Origin of the sequence: Chitinophaga oryzae (genome assembly GCF_012516375.2) — a bacterium.
In the GTDB taxonomy this organism is placed as follows: Bacteria; Bacteroidota; Bacteroidia; order Chitinophagales; family Chitinophagaceae; genus Chitinophaga; species Chitinophaga oryzae.
Window position 1 is genome coordinate 1,188,078 of sequence record NZ_CP051204.2, and the last position, 17,603, is coordinate 1,205,680.

The 17,603-nt window shown below is 51.8% G+C and carries 13 protein-coding genes; 11 read left to right on the forward strand and 2 right to left on the reverse strand.

The features are described from left to right. Nucleotides 1-3: 3 nt before the first annotated feature. Complete coding sequence (locus HF324_RS05025; protein ID WP_168810082.1) at nucleotides 4-909, reverse strand: S66 peptidase family protein; 906 nt, start codon at nucleotides 907-909, stop codon at nucleotides 4-6. 128 nt (nucleotides 910-1,037) lie between these two features. On the opposite strand from HF324_RS05025, the gene metG reads away from it, so the two are divergent. From metG to lpxB, 7 genes are all read left to right on the forward strand, one after another. After that, nucleotides 1,038-3,155: a methionine--tRNA ligase gene (metG, locus tag HF324_RS05030; RefSeq protein ID WP_168862050.1), complete on the forward strand. Its 2,118-nt coding sequence runs from the start codon at nucleotides 1,038-1,040 to the stop codon at nucleotides 3,153-3,155. Nucleotides 3,156-3,385: 230 nt separating this feature from the next. Then, entirely contained in the window at nucleotides 3,386-5,785 is a 2,400-nt protein-coding gene (locus HF324_RS05035; protein ID WP_168810095.1) for a 3-hydroxyacyl-CoA dehydrogenase/enoyl-CoA hydratase family protein, read from the forward strand. Between the two features lie 110 nt (nucleotides 5,786-5,895). Then, on the forward strand, nucleotides 5,896-6,789 hold the full coding sequence (locus HF324_RS05040; RefSeq protein WP_168862051.1) for an ABC transporter ATP-binding protein: 894 nt from the start codon (nucleotides 5,896-5,898) through the stop codon (nucleotides 6,787-6,789). After that, nucleotides 6,786-7,571, forward strand: a complete 786-nt coding sequence (locus HF324_RS05045; protein ID WP_168810098.1) for an ABC transporter permease — start codon at nucleotides 6,786-6,788, stop codon at nucleotides 7,569-7,571. Before HF324_RS05040 ends, HF324_RS05045 begins: the two co-directional genes overlap by 4 nt. An 85-nt stretch (nucleotides 7,572-7,656) precedes the next feature. Next, nucleotides 7,657-8,433 carry a 5'/3'-nucleotidase SurE gene (gene surE / locus HF324_RS05050; RefSeq protein ID WP_168810100.1) on the forward strand — a complete coding sequence of 259 codons (777 nt, stop codon included), beginning with the start codon at nucleotides 7,657-7,659 and terminating at the stop codon, nucleotides 8,431-8,433. 33 nt (nucleotides 8,434-8,466) lie between these two features. After that, a complete protein-coding gene (locus HF324_RS05055; RefSeq protein WP_168810103.1) occupies nucleotides 8,467-8,769 on the forward strand; it encodes a hypothetical protein in 303 nt (100 codons plus the stop codon). Nucleotides 8,770-8,787: 18 nt separating this feature from the next. Then, entirely contained in the window at nucleotides 8,788-9,894 is a 1,107-nt protein-coding gene (gene lpxB, locus HF324_RS05060; protein WP_168810105.1) for a lipid-A-disaccharide synthase, read from the forward strand. A 32-nt stretch (nucleotides 9,895-9,926) separates the two neighbouring features. Here the strand turns inward: lpxB and HF324_RS05065 are convergent, their stop codons facing one another. Continuing rightward, nucleotides 9,927-10,097 carry a DUF6728 family protein gene (locus HF324_RS05065; protein WP_168810107.1) on the reverse strand — a complete coding sequence of 57 codons (171 nt, stop codon included), beginning with the start codon at nucleotides 10,095-10,097 and terminating at the stop codon, nucleotides 9,927-9,929. 138 nt (nucleotides 10,098-10,235) lie between these two features. On the opposite strand from HF324_RS05065, the gene HF324_RS05070 reads away from it, so the two are divergent. The 4 genes from HF324_RS05070 to HF324_RS05085 all read left to right on the forward strand — a co-directional run bounded on the left by HF324_RS05070 (nucleotide 10,236) and on the right by HF324_RS05085 (nucleotide 17,381). Then, entirely contained in the window at nucleotides 10,236-12,743 is a 2,508-nt protein-coding gene (locus tag HF324_RS05070) for a beta-mannosidase (protein ID WP_258539433.1), read from the forward strand. A 2-nt stretch (nucleotides 12,744-12,745) separates the two neighbouring features. Further along, nucleotides 12,746-14,185 (forward strand): alpha-L-fucosidase, encoded by a 1,440-nt coding sequence (locus tag HF324_RS05075; protein ID WP_168862053.1) that lies wholly within the window; start codon nucleotides 12,746-12,748, stop codon nucleotides 14,183-14,185. Nucleotides 14,186-14,295: 110 nt separating this feature from the next. After that, entirely contained in the window at nucleotides 14,296-15,072 is a 777-nt protein-coding gene (locus HF324_RS05080) for a response regulator transcription factor (protein ID WP_168810113.1), read from the forward strand. Between the two features lie 59 nt (nucleotides 15,073-15,131). Then, entirely contained in the window at nucleotides 15,132-17,381 is a 2,250-nt protein-coding gene (locus HF324_RS05085) for a RelA/SpoT family protein (protein WP_168810115.1), read from the forward strand. The last annotated feature ends 222 nt before the right edge of the window (nucleotides 17,382-17,603 follow it).

Genomic DNA, 17,603 nt, shown 5'->3' on the forward strand with positions numbered 1-17,603 from the left:
TCATCACAGCTTCAGGGTGCTGCGTAGTTCACCCACTTTCAGCTCGTGTTTCATACCCAGTTTCAGGGAATAGTTCTCCGGCTGATGCCCGGAAGGGAAGCCGAAACACACGGGGTAGTCGTATTCCTTTACCATATTGTGGATGATCTCGTATTCCGTTTGACCGAAGGGGGTAGTGGTTTCCCTGCCATCAGTGAAAGCGCCTACCACCAGGCCGGCAAGTTTGTCGAGCCAGCCGGCGCGTTTGAGGTTATACATCATCCTGTCGATATTATAGCGGTACTCCCCGATATCTTCGAGCAGGAGGATTTTATCTTTGGTATCGATCTGCGATTTGCTGCCGGAAGCATTGGCCAGCAGGGAGAGGTTGCCGCCTACCAGCAGGCCGGAGGCGCTGCCTTCGCGGTTCAGTGTATGCGAAGCCGTTGTATAGCGGTAGGACTTGCCTTTCAGCACGGCTGCCAGGCTGTTCACATATTCATCCTCAGCAGTTTCCGGCGTGATGCCGCTACACATCAGCGAGTGAATGGTAGGGATGCCGTAACGCTGATGGATATGGGCGTGCAGGGTGGTCACATCGCTGTAGCCACAGAGCCATTTGGGATGCTTGCGGAAACGGGTAAAATCGAGCTTGTCAAGTATACATACCATGCCGTAGCCGCCGCGTCCGAACACGATCGCCTTTATTTCGGGATCATCCAGCATGTCCTGAAGCTCTTCGAGCCGAAGTTCGTCCGGCGCAGAGAAATTATGAAAACTGGTACCCACCGTGATGCCCAGATGCACCCGGTAGCCCCAGGATGAAATTACGCCGGCAGCATATTCGGCCGCCTGCAACTCCATTTTACTGCTGGGGCACATTACTCCTATCAGATCGCCTTTTTTCAGATATGGCGGAATTTTTACCATTGTTCTTTTGTTTACCTTTGCAGATTAGTGAATACTTTTACTATTCGCTGACTAAGGTGATAAATTGTTTGGTGATTCCAAAAACAAAAACGAGAAAAGAAATTTATTTAAGCATTCTTTAAGATAGTATGGGAAATTTTAACAGATATCTAATAACTGCGGCGCTACCTTATGCCAATGGCCCTGTCCACATTGGACACCTGGCTGGCTGCTACCTGCCCGCAGATATTTACGTGCGTTATCTGCGCGCTAAAAAGGCAGATGTAAAATTTATTTGCGGTTCTGACGAACACGGGGTACCTATCACCATCAAGGCGATGAAAGAGAATGTAACCCCGCAGGACGTCGTAGACCGTTACCACAAAATCATCGGCGACAGCTTCGCCGCCATGGGCATCTCTTTCGATATTTTCGCACGCACCAGCGCTCCCATACACCATACCACTGCGTCCGACTTTTTCCTGAAGATGTACAATGACGGCCTTTTTGAAGAAAAAGAATCGGAACAGTACTTCGACCCGGAAAAACAGGTTTTCCTGGCCGACCGCTATATTATCGGCACCTGCCCCAAATGCGGCAACGATAAAGCCTATGGCGACCAGTGCGAACGCTGCGGCACTTCCCTGAGCCCGGATGAACTGATCAACCCGCACTCAGCCCTCAGCAACGCTGTGCCGGTAAAAAAAGCGACCAAACACTGGTACATGCCCCTTCAGAACTATGAACCATGGCTGAAGGAATGGCTGCTGGAAGGTCATAAAGACTGGAAGAATAACGTGTACGGCCAGTGCAAAAGCTGGCTGGACGCCGGCCTGCAAAGCCGCGCCATGACGCGTGACAGCAACTGGGGAATCAAAGTGCCACTGCCCGACGCTGAAGGCAAAGTGCTGTACGTATGGTTTGACGCGCCCATCGGCTACATCTCCGCCACCAAAGAACTGACACCCGACTGGGCCGACTACTGGTGCAAGGATGACACCAAGCTGGTGCACTTCATCGGGAAAGACAATATCGTGTTCCACTGTATCATCTTCCCGGCCATGCTGAAGGCCCACGGCGGATTCGTGCTGCCGGAAAACGTACCGGCCAACGAGTTCCTGAACATCGAAGGCGAAAAAGTATCCACTTCCCGCAACTGGGCCGTATGGATACACGATTATATCAAGGATTTCCCTGACCAGCAGGATGTACTCCGGTACGTACTGTGCGCCACCGCCCCGGAAACAAAAGACAACGACTTCACCTGGAAAGACTTCCAGACCCGCAATAACAGCGAACTGGTGGCCAACCTGGGCAACTTCGTGAACCGTACCATGGTGCTCACTCATAAGTTGTGCGGTGGTAAAGTGCCCCGCCTGCATGAAGAGGTGGCAGATGATACCGATAAAGAAATGCTGGCGGCTTTCCAGGCAACGAAAGAAAGCGTGGAAGCCAGCCTGGAAGCTTACCGTTTCCGCGAAGCGCAAGCCGGCATGATGGACCTTGCCGATCAGGGCAATAAATATATGCAGAAAAAAGAGCCATGGATCCTGGCCAAGGCCATCGAAAATATCAAAGCAGGCAAACCTGCGGGCGATTACACAGAGGCAGACATCCCTGCATTACAGGCTAAAATAGACAATTGCCTGCATATATGCCTGCAGCTGATGGCTAATCTGGCGATCCTCAGCAATCCATTCCTGCCCTTCACTTCCCGGAAAATCTGTCATCTCCTGAAAGTGGTAGACCGTATGCTGGAATGGGAAAACGCAGGCAGCGCCAAACTGGTGAGCGTAGGCTACTCCCTGCGTGAACCGGAACTGCTGTTTAAGAAAATTGAAGATGATACCATCGCGGCACAGGTGGAGAAACTGCATGCAGGCCTCGTGAAGCCGGCTGCAGAAGCAGCACCCGTCGCAGCGCAGCCCGCAGCACCGGCCAAAGCAGAGATACAGTACGACGATTTCGCCAAACTGGACCTGCGCGTAGGCACCATCATACAGGCGGAGAAAGTGGAAAAAGCGGATAAACTGCTCAAACTGCTGGTAGACATCGGTACAGAACAGCGTACAGTCGTTTCCGGTATAGCCATGCACTTCAATCCTGCCGACATCATCGGCAAGCAGGTGACCCTGGTCGCCAACCTGGCCCCCCGTAAAATGCGCGGTATCGAAAGCCAGGGTATGATACTCATGGCGGAAGACAACGGTAAACTGGTATTTGTGAACCCGGCAGAAACGGTTGCTCCCGGCAGCGGTGTTAGCTGATCACGCAAAGGATTATAAGTAAGCAAAGAACGCAAAGGAGCGAAGACCACCTTTCAGATCCTGTGATGTATGTACGATCTCCGTCATACTCAGACAAATACGATCTGAAAGGTGGTCTTCGCTCCTTTGCGTTCTTAAACTATCAGCAAAAAACTTTGCGTCTTTGCGAGCCGCCGGTGTCTTTGCGTGAAAAAAAATCCTAAATTCAAGGATCATAAAAGGCTAAAGCTATGCAAAGACACATCAACAAAGTAGCCGTCCTCGGCTCGGGAGTAATGGGATCAAGAATTGCCTGCCACTTTGCAGGTATCGGCGTACAGGTTTTACTGCTGGATATAGCGCCGAAAGAGCTGAATGATACTGAAAAGAAAAAGAACCTCTCGCTGGAGAGCCCTGCTGTGAAGAACCGGATTGTGAACGATGCGTTGCAAGCTGCCATAAAATCAAACCCCTCGCCGGTATACACCAAAGATGTGATCAAACGCATTAAAACCGGCAACTTCACCGACGACATGAAACGGATAGCGGATGTGGACTGGATCATCGAAGTGGTCGTGGAAAACCTGAACATCAAAAAATCCGTGTTCGAACAGGTGGAGAAATTCCGTAAACCCGGCACCCTCATCACTTCCAATACCTCCGGTATCCCCATCCACCTGATGACGGACGGCCGCAGTGAAGATTTTCAGAAACATTTCTGCGGTACCCACTTCTTTAACCCGCCGCGCTACCTGCGCCTGCTCGAAATTATACCCACCCCGCATACAGACCCCGCTGTGATCGATTTCCTGATGCACTACGGTGACCTGTACCTCGGCAAAACCACCGTGCTCTGTAAAGACACGCCGGCATTCATTGCCAACAGGGTAGGGGTATATTCCATCATGGCCATCTTCCATATCATGCAGGAAATGGGCCTGGGCATCGACGAAGTGGATGCGCTGACAGGCCCGGTGATAGGCCGCCCCAAGTCAGCCACCTTCCGCACGGCAGATGTGGTAGGGATCGATACCCTCGTCAAAGTGGCCAAAGGCGTGAAAGAAAACTGTCCCAACGATGAAGAAGCCGCTATCTTCGATATCCCTCCCTTCCTTCAGAAAGTGGTGGATAACAACTGGTTGGGTGATAAAACAGGACAAGGCTTTTACAAAAAAACGAAAGGAGAGGGCGGCAAGGAAATTCTTACGCTCAACCTGCAAACGATGGAATACGGGCCCAAACAGAAGCCCAAATTCGCCAGCATCGATGCCGCCAAACCGGTGGAAGACCTGAAACAACGGCTCCGCATGCTGGCAGCCGCCACAGATAAAGCGGGACAGTTCTACCAACAGTTCCATGCCCGCCTCTTCGCTTACGTGTCCCACCGCATCCCGGAAATAGCTGACGATATCTACAAAGTTGACGACGCCATGAAAGCCGGCTTCGGCTGGGAGATAGGCCCCTTCGAAAGCTGGGACCTGCTGGGAGTGGAAGCATCCGTGAAACTGGTGGAAGAAAAAGGCCTCACCGTAGCACAATGGGTGAAAGACATGCTGGGTAAAGGCATCAAAAGCTTCTACAAAGCAGAAAACGGCAAGAAATTCTACTACGATATCGCTACCCAGGCATATAAAACCGTACCGGGTGAAGGCGAATTCATTATACTGGAAAACTTCTCCAATAACATCGTCTGGAAAAACAGCGCCTGCAACCTGATAGACATCGGCGACGGCGTGGTGTGCTTCGACTGGAAAACCAAGATGAACACCATCGGCGGTGAAGTACTGGAAGGACTGAACAAGGCGGTAGACCGCGCCGAGAAAGACTTCCGCGGCCTCGTGGTAGGCAACGAAGGCACCAACTTCTCCGCCGGCGCCAATGTAGGCATGATCTTCATGCTGGCTGCCGAACAGGAATACGATGAGCTGGACATGGCGGTACGCCTCTTCCAGCGTTCTACCATGCGCCTGCGCTATTCTTCCATCCCCGTGGTAGTGGCCCCGCATGCGCTGACCCTCGGCGGCGGCTGCGAAATGGCGCTGCACGCCGATAAAGTACAGGCTGCCGCAGAAACCTACATCGGCCTCGTGGAACTGGGCGTAGGCCTGATCCCCGGCGGCGGCGGCACCAAAGAAATGGCCCTCCGCGCCAGCCTCGAATTCAAGGAAGGCCGCATCGAGGAAGAACCGCTGAAAGACTACTTCATGACCGTTGCCACCGCTAAAGTGGCCACCTCCGGTTTTGAAGGCTTCGATATGGGCGTGCTCCGTAAAGGACATGACGAGGTGACCATGAACGCCTCCCGCCTGATTGCCGACGCCAAACGCAGCGTGATAGCGCTGGCAGACGAAGGCTATACCCAACCAGTGGAACGGACAGACATCAAGGTAATGGGCCGCAGCGCACTGGGAGCCCTGCTCGCCGGCGTATATGCCATGCGGTTTGGTAACTACATCTCCGACCACGATCAGAAAGTGGCCAACAAACTGGCATATGTGATGTGTGGCGGCGACCTCACGGAACCGTCTTTCGTGAGTGAACAATACCTGCTGGACCTGGAAAGAGAAGCCTTCCTGAGCCTCTGCGGTGAACGCAAAACACTGGAACGCCTGCAAAGCGTGATCAAAACAGGCAAGCCGGTACGTAACTGATAATTCCCGTCTTATCAACATAAAGGGAAATACAGGGGAGATTTCGCCATAAGATCTTTCACTGTGTTTCCCTTTTCTTTTTTCATCATGTTAAAACACCAAAGCCAGCTGTGTCTATCCTGTCCTTACAAAATATTTCAAAGAAATTCGGCGCTGTGCAGGCTTTGTCCGGCGTGTCGTTCGACGTGCCGCAGGGCGCTGTTTACGGTATCCTCGGCCCGAACGGGAGTGGTAAAACCACCCTGTTGGGCATCGTGACCGATGTCCTGAAAGCCGACACGGGCAGCTTCACCCTGTTCGATCAACCTGCCGCTGCCCGTCAGCGCCGGCAGATAGGGACTTTGCTGGAAACGCCCAATTTTTACCACTATCTCAGCGGATACCGCAACCTGGAGATAGCCGCGGCCATTAAACAACGGGACAAACAGGACATCGGGCGGGTGCTGGAAATATGCGGCCTTGCCACCCGGCAGCATGCGGCTTTTAAAACCTATTCCCTCGGGATGAAACAACGGTTGGCCATCGCAGCAGTGCTGTTGGGCGATCCGGAAGTGCTGATACTGGATGAGCCTACCAACGGGCTGGACCCCGCCGGCATTGCGGAAGTAAGGGAACTGGTGCGGGGCCTGGCCAGCGCCGGTAAAACCATTATCCTCGCCAGCCATCTCCTCGATGAAGTAGAGAAAGTATGCACCCACGTGGCCATCCTGCGCAATGGCAGGCTGCTGCGCTCCGGCAGCGTAGACGTCGTGATCGCCCGCCATGACTACCTGGAGCTGGCCGCTGCGGATAATGAAACGCTTAAAACAGCACTGCTGGCCTATCCGGGCTGTACCAGCGTACAGCTCAACGGCAGCGTGGTAACGGCGGTATTTGACACGCCGCCGGAACCGGCGCAGGTCAACAGCTATCTGGCACAGCAGGGCATCTGGCTGCAACACCTGCAACTCCGCAAAAAGAGCCTCGAAAAAGCATTCCTGGAAATAACCAACGATCCCGCATGAAACAACTACTCTATACCGAATGGCTGAAAGTAAAGAACTACCGCACTTTCTGGATAATGCTGCTCGTGGCGGTCATTGTGATACCGGCGGGCAATTACGTGCCGGCACAGGTCATGTCCAGCAACGACCTGGAACAGGCGGCTAAAATGCTGGGCCAATCCCCTTTCGGGTTCCCGGTCGTCTGGCAAACGGTCGCCAATATCAGCAGTTACATGACTGCCTTGCTGGGACTGATGCTCATCATCCTGGTGACGAATGAATATACTTTCCGTACCAACCGGCAAAACATCATCGACGGGTGGGAACGCCGGCAGTTTGTGTACGCCAAACTGATATGGGTGGTGTTGTTGTCGCTGGCAGCGCTGCTGACGGCCGTGCTCACCGCCTTCGTATGCGGCCTGGTGTACGGCAGCAAAAGCTTCAGCCTGGAAGGTTTCAGTTACATGTGGTATTACTGGCTGCAGGTAGTGCTGGAACTCTGCCTGGCCTTACTGGCGGCTGTATTGGTGAAAAGGGCCGGCTTCGCCATGGCTATTTTCCTGGGATACATCATGATGCTGGAACAAACGCTGGTATTGCTGCTGAAGAAATACGCCGGCCCCGTCGGAGGGCTGCTGCCCCTGCAAACAGGCGACGAACTGCTGCCTTTCCCCCTGGTGGGAAAAATGGTGAATAATATGTCAGACCGTTACGACGACAGCGTTTACCTGACCTTTCTGCTGGGGTATATCGCGCTGATCATCTACCTGGTTTTCAGGAAAGTATTAAAGTCGGATTTGTAAAAAAAGATATATATTTCACATTCTTTTAAAGCGAAATGTTTGCGAGAGAGCGTAAATTTGTTGAGCTAAGCAAAAAACGTGAAATATGGAAAAACAGGAGCGCATCATATTAGTGACGAATGACGATGGTATAACAGCGCCGGGCATACGGGCTTTGATTGAGGCAGTGCGGCCGTTGGGCAAGGTGGTGGTAGTGGCGCCGGACAGTCCGCAGTCAGGCATGGGGCATGCGATCACTATTGGCGTACCTTTGCGATTGAACCAGGTAGATATTTTTGAAGATATAGAAGCATGGCAATGTTCCGGTACCCCGGTGGACTGTGTGAAACTGGCGAGAGATAAAATACTGCACCGCAAACCGGATATCTGTGTAAGCGGTATCAACCACGGCGCCAATCATTCTATCAACGTAATATATTCAGGCACCATGTCTGCAGCTATGGAAGCGGCCATCGAAGGTATCCCTTCGGCTGGTTTTTCTTTCCTGGAATACAGCTACGATGCTGACTTTTCGCTGCCGGCCAGCGTAGCCCGAGAAGTGACGGAAAGGATGCTGCGCTCCGATCTGCCCGCCGGTAGCCTCTTCAATGTGAATATACCGATAGTAGATAAAAAGGATTTCAAAGGACTGCGCCTTTGCCGCCAGGCAGATGCCAAATGGGTGGAAGAATTCGACGAACGCCGTGACCCGCACGGTAAAAAATATTACTGGCTCACCGGCGAGTTCAAAAACAGGGACGTGGGAGAAGATACGGACGTATGGGCGCTGGAAAACAACTATGCCTCTGTAGTACCGGTACAGTTTGACCTGACCAACTACAAGCTGAAGAAGCAGCTGGAGGAATCCTGGAAGGATCTCTAAGAACCAAGGCACTATTGCCACTATTATAACCTTATGTTGAAAAAAGACAATCTTTCGTTAGGAATTGTACTGGGGCTGATAACTCCGCTGGTAGCATTTTTCCTTTATTATTTTTTCCTTATCAGACCCCATAATAATATAGGGCTGGGACAGTTTTTCAGTATCCTGAAAGACAACCGGCAAATGCTTCCCAAAATAGTGAGTATCTGCCTGTTGCTGAACGGACTCGTCTTTTTTCTGTATACCAGGACCCGGAAAGATATCACCGCCAAGGGCATCTTCCTGGTGACAATGCTGTATGCCATTGTCATCCTGTTACTTAAACTGATCAGATAATTTTTAATAAACACCAGATTGAAATATTACATTATAGCAGGAGAGGCATCCGGTGATCTGCATGGCAGTAACCTGGTGAAGCAGATGAAGCAGCTGGACACGGCAGCGGATATACGGGGATGGGGAGGCGATATGATGGAAGCCGCCGGCGTGAATGTGGTAAAACACTACCGGGAGCTGGCTTTTATGGGCTTCGTGGAAGTGGTTATGAACCTCCGCACGATCCTGCGTAATATGGAGACCTGTAAAAAAGACATCGCTGCATTTAAACCCGATGTGCTGGTACTGGTAGACTATCCCGGCTTTAACATGCGTATTGCCGAATGGGCCAGACAGCAGGGAATTAAAATCGTGTATTATATCTCTCCCCAGGTATGGGCCTGGAAAGAGAATCGCGTAAAGAAGCTCAAACGCGACGTGGACAAAATGTTGTGCATACTGCCTTTTGAGCAGGACTTTTACCGTAAATGGAATTACGAAACGGAATATGTAGGCCACCCGCTGGTGGAGGTGGTCAAGAAGGCCAAAGAAGAACCGGCCGATGCTCCGCTGGCTGACAAGCCTATTATCGCGGTGCTGCCCGGCAGCCGCAAACAGGAAGTCAGCGTGAAACTGCCGATCATGCTCACCATGGCCAAACATTTCCCCGAATACCAGTTTGTGGTGGCGCAGGCGCCCAGTCTCGATGATCACTTCCTGGAAAGCCTCACCGGGCAACACCCCAATGTGTCTATGGTAAAAGGCAAAACCTATAAGCTGCTGCGCCAGGCCGAAGCAGCCCTCGTAACCTCAGGCACCGCCACCCTGGAAACAGCCCTCTTCGGCGTACCGGAAGTAGTATGCTACAAAGGCAACCCTATCTCTTATTTCTTCGCTAAAAGACTGATCAAGGTAAAATACATCTCGCTGGTCAACCTGATCATGGACCGGCTGGTGGTAAAAGAGCTGATCCAGCACGACCTGACAGAAGAAAATCTGCTGAAGGAACTGACCTGCCTGCTGAAAGACGATAAAGCCCGCCGGCAACTGAAAGCCGACTATGCTGAACTATGGCATAAACTCGGTGAAAGGGACGCCAGCAGAAGAGCGGCGGAAATCATTGTCGACTATGCTCAAAATAAATGACCAAATATCAAAATAACTAAATCGTAAATGATTTAGTGCTTTCTTATCAGCCTGACAATCAGTATAATCAGTGCAATCAGAAAAACGATGATGGAGATGCGGTTCATGCCGTGCATCATCGCTACATAACGTGTTTTAGGCGCGTTGGGATCTCCCTTGCCAATATAGAAGTATCTTAATATTTGTTGCCAGAAACGTTTCATTTACCAAAGATCGTAAATCAATGTTATTTTTGAAGCTGGCTGAAAAATCAAGATATGAAATACACAAGATGGGGTCGATGGCTGGTATCGATCTTTTTTTTAACCTGTTTTACTAAATCGATTTACGCGGCGGGAACTGTGACAGACACGCTGATTACCGGATGGGAGTTCTCCCGTGCAGATGAAGGCGTATGGCGTCCGGCCACCGTGCCCGGCACTGTACACACCGACCTGCTGGCGCTGGGCCTGATACCCGACCCGTTCGCAGGTACCAACGAAAAAGCAGTGCAATGGGTGGATAAGAAGGACTGGGAATACCGCAAAAAATGGAAACTGTCTGCCGCCGATCTGCAATATGATGTGGTGGAGCTGGATTTCAAAGGACTGGACACCTATGCGTCCGTATATGTGAACGGCCAGCTGGTGCTGCAATCGGCCAATATGTTCATAGAACAGGTAGTCAACGTAAAACGCTGGCTGCGCGAAGGCGACAATGAAGTCCGCGTGCATTTCGACAGCCCCGTCAAACACGATATGCCGCAGTTCCTGAAAGACCAGGTGATCTATCCTGCCGGTAACGACGCCAGCGACATCCCCCTGAGCATCTATGCCCGGAAAGCGCCCTATCACTACGGCTGGGACTGGGGCCCGCGCCTCGTCACCTCTGGTATCTGGAAACCGGTGCTGCTGAAAAAATGGAATAAGGCCGTGATCCGCGAGGTATGGTGGCAACAGCAGCAACTGACGGCAGCCAGCGCCACGCTCAACGCGGTGGTGACCGTAGAAGCGGTGACACCCGGTACTTACAACCTCCGGCTGGCTGCACAGCAGGGCAATACCCCTAAACTGACCACTGCCAAAGTAACCCTGAAACAGGGCAGCAATACTGTACAGGTGCCGGTACAGATACGGCAGCCGCAGCTGTGGTGGCCCGCAGGACAGGGTGAACAAACCCGCTATGCCATGACGGCGGAGTTGTTGGATAAGGCAGTGACGATCGATAAAAACGAACAATTGATAGGACTGCGAACAATTGAAGTGGTGAACCAGCCGGACAGCCTTGGGGAGAGTTTTTATGTGAAAGTCAATGGTCGGCCGGTTTTCATGAAAGGCGCCAACTACATCCCGCAGGACAATTTCCTGCCAAGGGTGTCAGTGTCTAAGTACCAACAGTTGTTTAGCGATATGCGTACCAGTCATTTTAACATGGTCCGTGTATGGGGCGGTGGTATTTATGAAGACGATCTTTTTTATGATCTGGCAGACGCCAGCGGCATCCTCGTATGGCAGGACTTTATGTTTGCCTGTACCTTATACCCGTCGGACACCGCCTTCCTGGCCAATGTGAAAGCAGAAGCGGATTATAATATCAGGAGACTGCGTCATCATCCGTCGCTGGCGCTGTGGTGCGGCAACAATGAAGTGGCGGTGGCTATCAAAAACTGGGGCTGGCAGAGTGGTTATGCCTATACAGACGCACAGTGGGACCAGCTGCAGCAAGGATACGATCAGCTGTTCAAAACCTTATTGCCGGCAGCGGTAAAGGAAAATGACCCCGGCCGTTTTTATTTTCATTCTTCTCCCATCAGCAACTGGGGTAAGAAAGAAGATTTTACCAAAGGAGATAACCACTACTGGGGCGTGTGGCACGGTATGGAATGGTTTGAAGCGTATAACACGCACATTCCGCGGTTCATGAGTGAATACGGTTTTCAGTCCTTCCCTGAAATGGCCACCATCGATAGCTTCGCCACCAAAGCGGATTATGACATCTACTCCAATGTGATGCAGTCGCATCAGAAGAGCCCTGCCAAAGGCAATACCGCCATCCGTACCTACATGCTGCACTATTACCAGGCGCCGAAAGATTTTCCGTCTTTTGTGTACCTAAGCCAGGTGTTACAGGCAGAAGGGATGAAAACGGCCATAGAAGCCCATCGCAGGGCTATGCCGTATTGCATGGGCACGTTGTACTGGCAGCTGAACGACTGCTGGCCGGGCCCGTCCTGGTCGGGGCGTGATTACTACGGACGCTGGAAAGCGCTGCAGTACTATGTAAAAGACGCCTTTGCCCCCTTGCTGCTCTCTGGTGTTATTGAAGACAAACAGCTGGGCCTGTGGGCCATATCCGACGAGGCCCGCCACCGGAAAGCCGATGTGGAACTGACGGTGATTGATCTTGCGGGAAATCCTGTCTGGAAAAAAACACTGTCCGGTGTTGACATCGCAGCCAATACCAGCCGGAAAATTTTTAGTGCAGATACCGCTGCTATCCTGAAAGGGAGGAATCCTGCTGAGGTAATATGCTATGCAGAACTGCGAATAGACGATAAGATTATCAAACGTAATATCATTTATTTTGTCCCGGCGAAGGAGATGCCGCTGGAGAAACCGGCAATAGCCGTCACTTTCGGAAAGCAGGCCGCACAGGACGGAAGCGTGCTGATGACTGTCCGTACGGACAAGTTTGCGAGGAATGTTTATTTACAGTTGAACAATGCGGCCCCGGATGAGCGTTTTGAAGAAAATTACATCGATCTGTTGCCCGGTGAAACCCGCACGGTCAGGATATACACCAGGCGTAATCCGGTAGAGGTCAAAGCAGCGCTGACAATTACCTCTTTGGTAGATACTTATAAAAATTGACTATGAGAAAATTATGGATGGCATTGGGTTGTGCATGGCTCGCGGTAAATGCGGCCAGCGCGCAAACGGAAGAACCGCCGTATGTACCGGAAACAGACCCGGTGGTGGTGCAGAAACTGGAAGAGTGGCAGGACTGGAAGTTCGGGATGATCATTCACTGGGGGCCTTATTCCCAGTGGGGCGTAGTGGAGTCCTGGAGTATTTGCCCGGAAGATGAAGAATGGATTGGGCGCAAATATCCCAAAATGTCTTATTTCGAATACCTGCAAAAATACCAGGCGTTGGGTAAGACCTTTAATCCTACCGCTTTTGCACCGGAGAAGTGGGCGAAAGCCGCCAGGGAAGCCGGTATGAAATACCTGGTGTTCACCACGAAGCACCACGACGGCTACTGTATGTTCGATACCAAACAGACAGACTACCGGGTCACCGCGCCGGATGTGGCTTTCAGTAAAAATCCGCGCGCCAATATCGCGAAGGAAGTGTTTGAAGCGTTCCGTAAGGAAGGTATTCATGCCGGGGCTTATTTCTCCAAGCCCGACTGGCATTCCGATGCGTACTGGTGGAACTATTTCCCGCCGCGTGACCGTAATGTGAACTATGATGTAAAAAAATACCCGGAAAGGTGGAACCAGTTCAAGCAGTACACCTACAACCAGATTGAAGAGCTGATGACCGGTTACGGCAAGCTGGAGATCCTCTGGCTGGATGGCGGCTGGGTAAGGCCTTTGAAGCAGCAGACCAAAGAGTCTTTGTCATGGAGCAAGACCCTGCCGCAGGACCAGGACATTGATATGGGACGTATCGCTAAAATGGCCCGCAGTCACCAGCCGGGCCTGATCGTGGTAGACCGCAGCGTGCATGGTCCGTATGAGAACTACCGCACGCCGGAGCAGCAGATCCCGGAAAAGCCACTGGCTTATCCCTGGGAGACGTGTATGACCATGGCCAATTCCTGGTCTTATGTGCCGGATGACAAATACAAACCCGTTGGTAAACTTATCCACAACCTGGTGGACATCGTGGCGAAGGGTGGCAACTACCTGCTGAATGTGGGCCCTGGTCCCGACGGGGAGCTGCACGAGGCGGCTTATACCACCATGAAAGGGATCGGTGACTGGATGAAAGTGAACAGTGCTGCGATTTACGGTACCCGGGCTGTAGCGCCTTATAAAGATGGTAAAGTGTGTTTCACCCGGAAAAAAGACGGCAGTGTGTATGCCATCTACCTGCTGGACGAGCAGGAGCGGCTACCGTCCACTATCGTTTTTAAAGGCCTGAAGCCGGCTAAGGGAGCTTCTCTGCAGCTGCTGGGCGCTTCCGGTAAACTGATGTGGAAAACCGAAGGGGACACCGTTGCCGTACATATCCCTGAAAAGCTCCGGCAGCAGGTCTGGAATTATGCCGTAGCGATCCGTATAGAGGCTGTGGAAAAAGTGTGAAAATGATGTGAATTAGTGTTAATTTGTAGTGAATAATAAAAACAGGCCGCCGATAACCCAAGGCAGCCTGTTTTTTGTTTTATAGGTAGATATGTCCAAAAAGGTTGACTATGAACATGCAAACCCAAGTGAATAAGAACCCCCGGATTTTGCTGGCTGAGGATGATAAGGTACTGGGAGAAATCGTCAAAAAAAACCTGGAGAGCATCGGTTATCAGGTGGAGCACTGTATGGACGGTGAGGACGCCTGGGAAGAATTCCAGCGCAGACGGTACGATATGCTGCTGCTGGACATTGTCATGCCCCGGAAAAACGGTTTCCAGCTGGCGCGGGAGGTACGCAGCAAAAACACGCTGGTGCCTATCTTCTTCCTGTCTGCCGAAAAAACCATGGACGCCGACAGGCTGGACGGTTTCAAGCTGGGCGCCGACGGTTACATCGTAAAGCCTTTCAGCCTCCTGGAGCTGCAAAGAAGGGTAAAGGCTTTCCTCAAATGGACCCGGCCCCCCAAAACGGAACTGCTGATCGGCCATGTGGTGGGCGAACACACGTTCAACTACCGCAAAATGAAAGTGTACCCCAAAGACAGTGAAAAAGCCTATGTAGCCACGTTTTCCCCAACAGAAGCCAAACTGCTCCGCTACTTCTTCAACCGCCCCAACGTCATCATTAAAAAAGACGAACTGCTGATGAAGCTCTGGGGACGCGACGACGTCACCTCCAGCCGCAGTATGGACGTATTTATCGGCAAGATCCGCCGGCAGATGAAGCGGGAACCCCGGCTCAACCTGGAAACGATCTTTAACGTAGGCATGCGCCTGAATGTCCCTAAAGACCTCCTTCTGCAAAAGATCACCATCCCCATCAATAGCCAGGCAAAACAATAGCTGCGGCCTTTTGGCGCCCTGTTTCTTTCAGATTATATTAAATCGTAACTTTAGGCCCAATGGAAACAGCGGCAGTTCAAAAATATAATCTAGACGAAGAGCAGGAAAAAAAAGAAATCGTCCGGCATTACCGCGCCTTGCTGAGGGCGCTCAAACCCCGTCTGAAAAAAGGCGACAGGGAGCTGGTACGCACTGCTTTTGAAATGGCAGCGGATGCCCATAAGGAAATGCGCCGTAAATCGGGCGAACCCTATATCCTGCATCCCCTCGCCGTGGCACAGATATGCGTGGAAGAAATCGGCCTGGGCGTACGTTCGGCCATCTGCGCCTTGTTGCACGATACCGTGGAAGATACGGAAGTAACCCTCGAAGACGTGGCCCGCGAATTCGGTAACGAAATCGCCCACATCGTGGACGGCCTGACCAAAATATCCACTGTCATCGATTCCAATACCAGCACGGCACAGGCGGAAAACTTCAAGAAAATACTCCTCACCCTGGCAGACGACCCAAGGGTGATCCTGATCAAACTGGCCGACAGGTTGCATAACATGCGCACCCTCGACAGCATGAGCCGGGAAAAACAGCTGAAAATAGCCTCTGAGACGGTGTTTATCTATGCCCCCCTGGCACACCGCCTCGGATTGTACAATATCAAGTCCGAGATGGAAGACCTGGCCATGAAATACACGGAGCAGCAAACCTACCGTGAAATCGCCCGGCGCCTCAAGGAAACCAAACGTGAACGTACCCGGTATATCAACGAATTCATCAAGCCTATCAAGGAAGTGTTGCAGGAGGAAGGATTTAACTTCGATATCTTCGGCCGCCCGAAATCTATCCACTCCATCCACAACAAAATCAAAACAAAAGGCGTAGCCTTTGAAGAGGTGTACGACCTGTTTGCCATCCGTATCATCCTCGACTCCCCGATAGACAAGGAAAAAGCCGACTGCTGGAAAGTATATTCCATTATCACCGACTTTTACCACCCCAGCCCGGAACGTACGCGCGACTGGCTCAGCAACCCCAAATCCAACGGGTATGAAGCCCTGCACGTAACAGTGATGGGCCCCCAGGGTAAATGGGTGGAAGTACAGATCCGCTCCAAACGCATGAACGACTACGCCGAAAAAGGGGTGGCCGCTCACTGGCGCTATAAGGAAGGCGCCCAGAACCCGCAGCAGGAATCCAAATTCGATCAGTGGTTCACCCAGATACGGGAGATCCTCAGCAACCCGGATTCCAATACGCTCGACTTCCTCGCCGATTTTAAAAGCAACCTCTTTACCGAAGAGATCTACGTCTATACGCCTAAAGGCGACCTGAAAATACTGCCTGTCAACTCTACCGCGCTGGATTTCGCTTACGCCATCCACAGCGCCGTGGGCAACAAGTGTATCGGCGCCAAGGTCAACTATAAACTGGTGCCGCTCAGCCATAAACTGCGCAGCGGAGACCAGGTGGAGATCATTACCTCCAACAAACAGAAGCCTTCGGAAGACTGGCTCAACTTTGTGCTGACGGCCAAAGCCAAGTCCAAGATCAAAGACGCCCTGAAAGAAGAAAAAAGGAAGGTGGCCATGGATGGGAAAGCCGCGCTGGAGCGCAAGCTGGACCATATGAAGATCACCGCCAGCCAGCACAATATCAACGAGCTGGTACAGTTCTATAAACAACCGTCGCCGCTCGATCTGTATTACCAGATTGCGGTCAAAAATATCGACCTGAAAGAGCTGAAACAGTTCACCCTGCTGGGAGACAAGCTGGAACAGCCGAAGCCGGTCAAACAGCCGGAGCATGTACCGGAAGAACATGTCAAACACCAGATCCCGAGCAAAAAAGACGCGGAACTGATCATTTTCGGCGAAAGCTCCGACAAGATTGCCTATAAACTGGCCAACTGCTGCCGCCCCATTCCGGGTGACGACGTGTTTGGCTTTATCACCGCCAGCGAAGGCCTGAAAATACACCGCACCAACTGCCCCAATGCCGCCCAGTTGCTGGCCAACTATGGCCACCGTGTGGTGAAAACCAAGTGGGTGAAGAACAGGGAAATCTCCTTCCTCACCGGGTTACGGATCATTGGTATGGACGATGTGGGCGTTATCCACAAAATCACCAATATCATCTCCGGTGAGCTGAAAGTCAATATCTCCGCGCTCAGCATCGAATCCAAGGAAGGGCTGTTCGAAGGCCTCATCAAAGTATACGTACATGATAAGGAAGAGCTGGATGAGCTGGTAGACCGGCTGAAAAAGCTGGAAGGCATCCAGTCCGTGCAACGGCTCGAAGAATCACAGTTATAGGCACGCAAAGGCGTCACGCAAAGGCGCCAAGCAGCAAAGGAGCAAAGAAAATAATATAGTAATTTTTAATATTTTCTTTGCTCCTTCGCTCTTTCTGCCCTTTGTATTCTTTGTGTTCTTTGTATTCTTCGTATTCTTTGCTCTCTTTGTACCCTTTGTATTTCTTTGCGCCTTTGCTGCTTAGCGCCTTTGCGTGACGGCTTGGCGTGCCAGCAGCGTTGC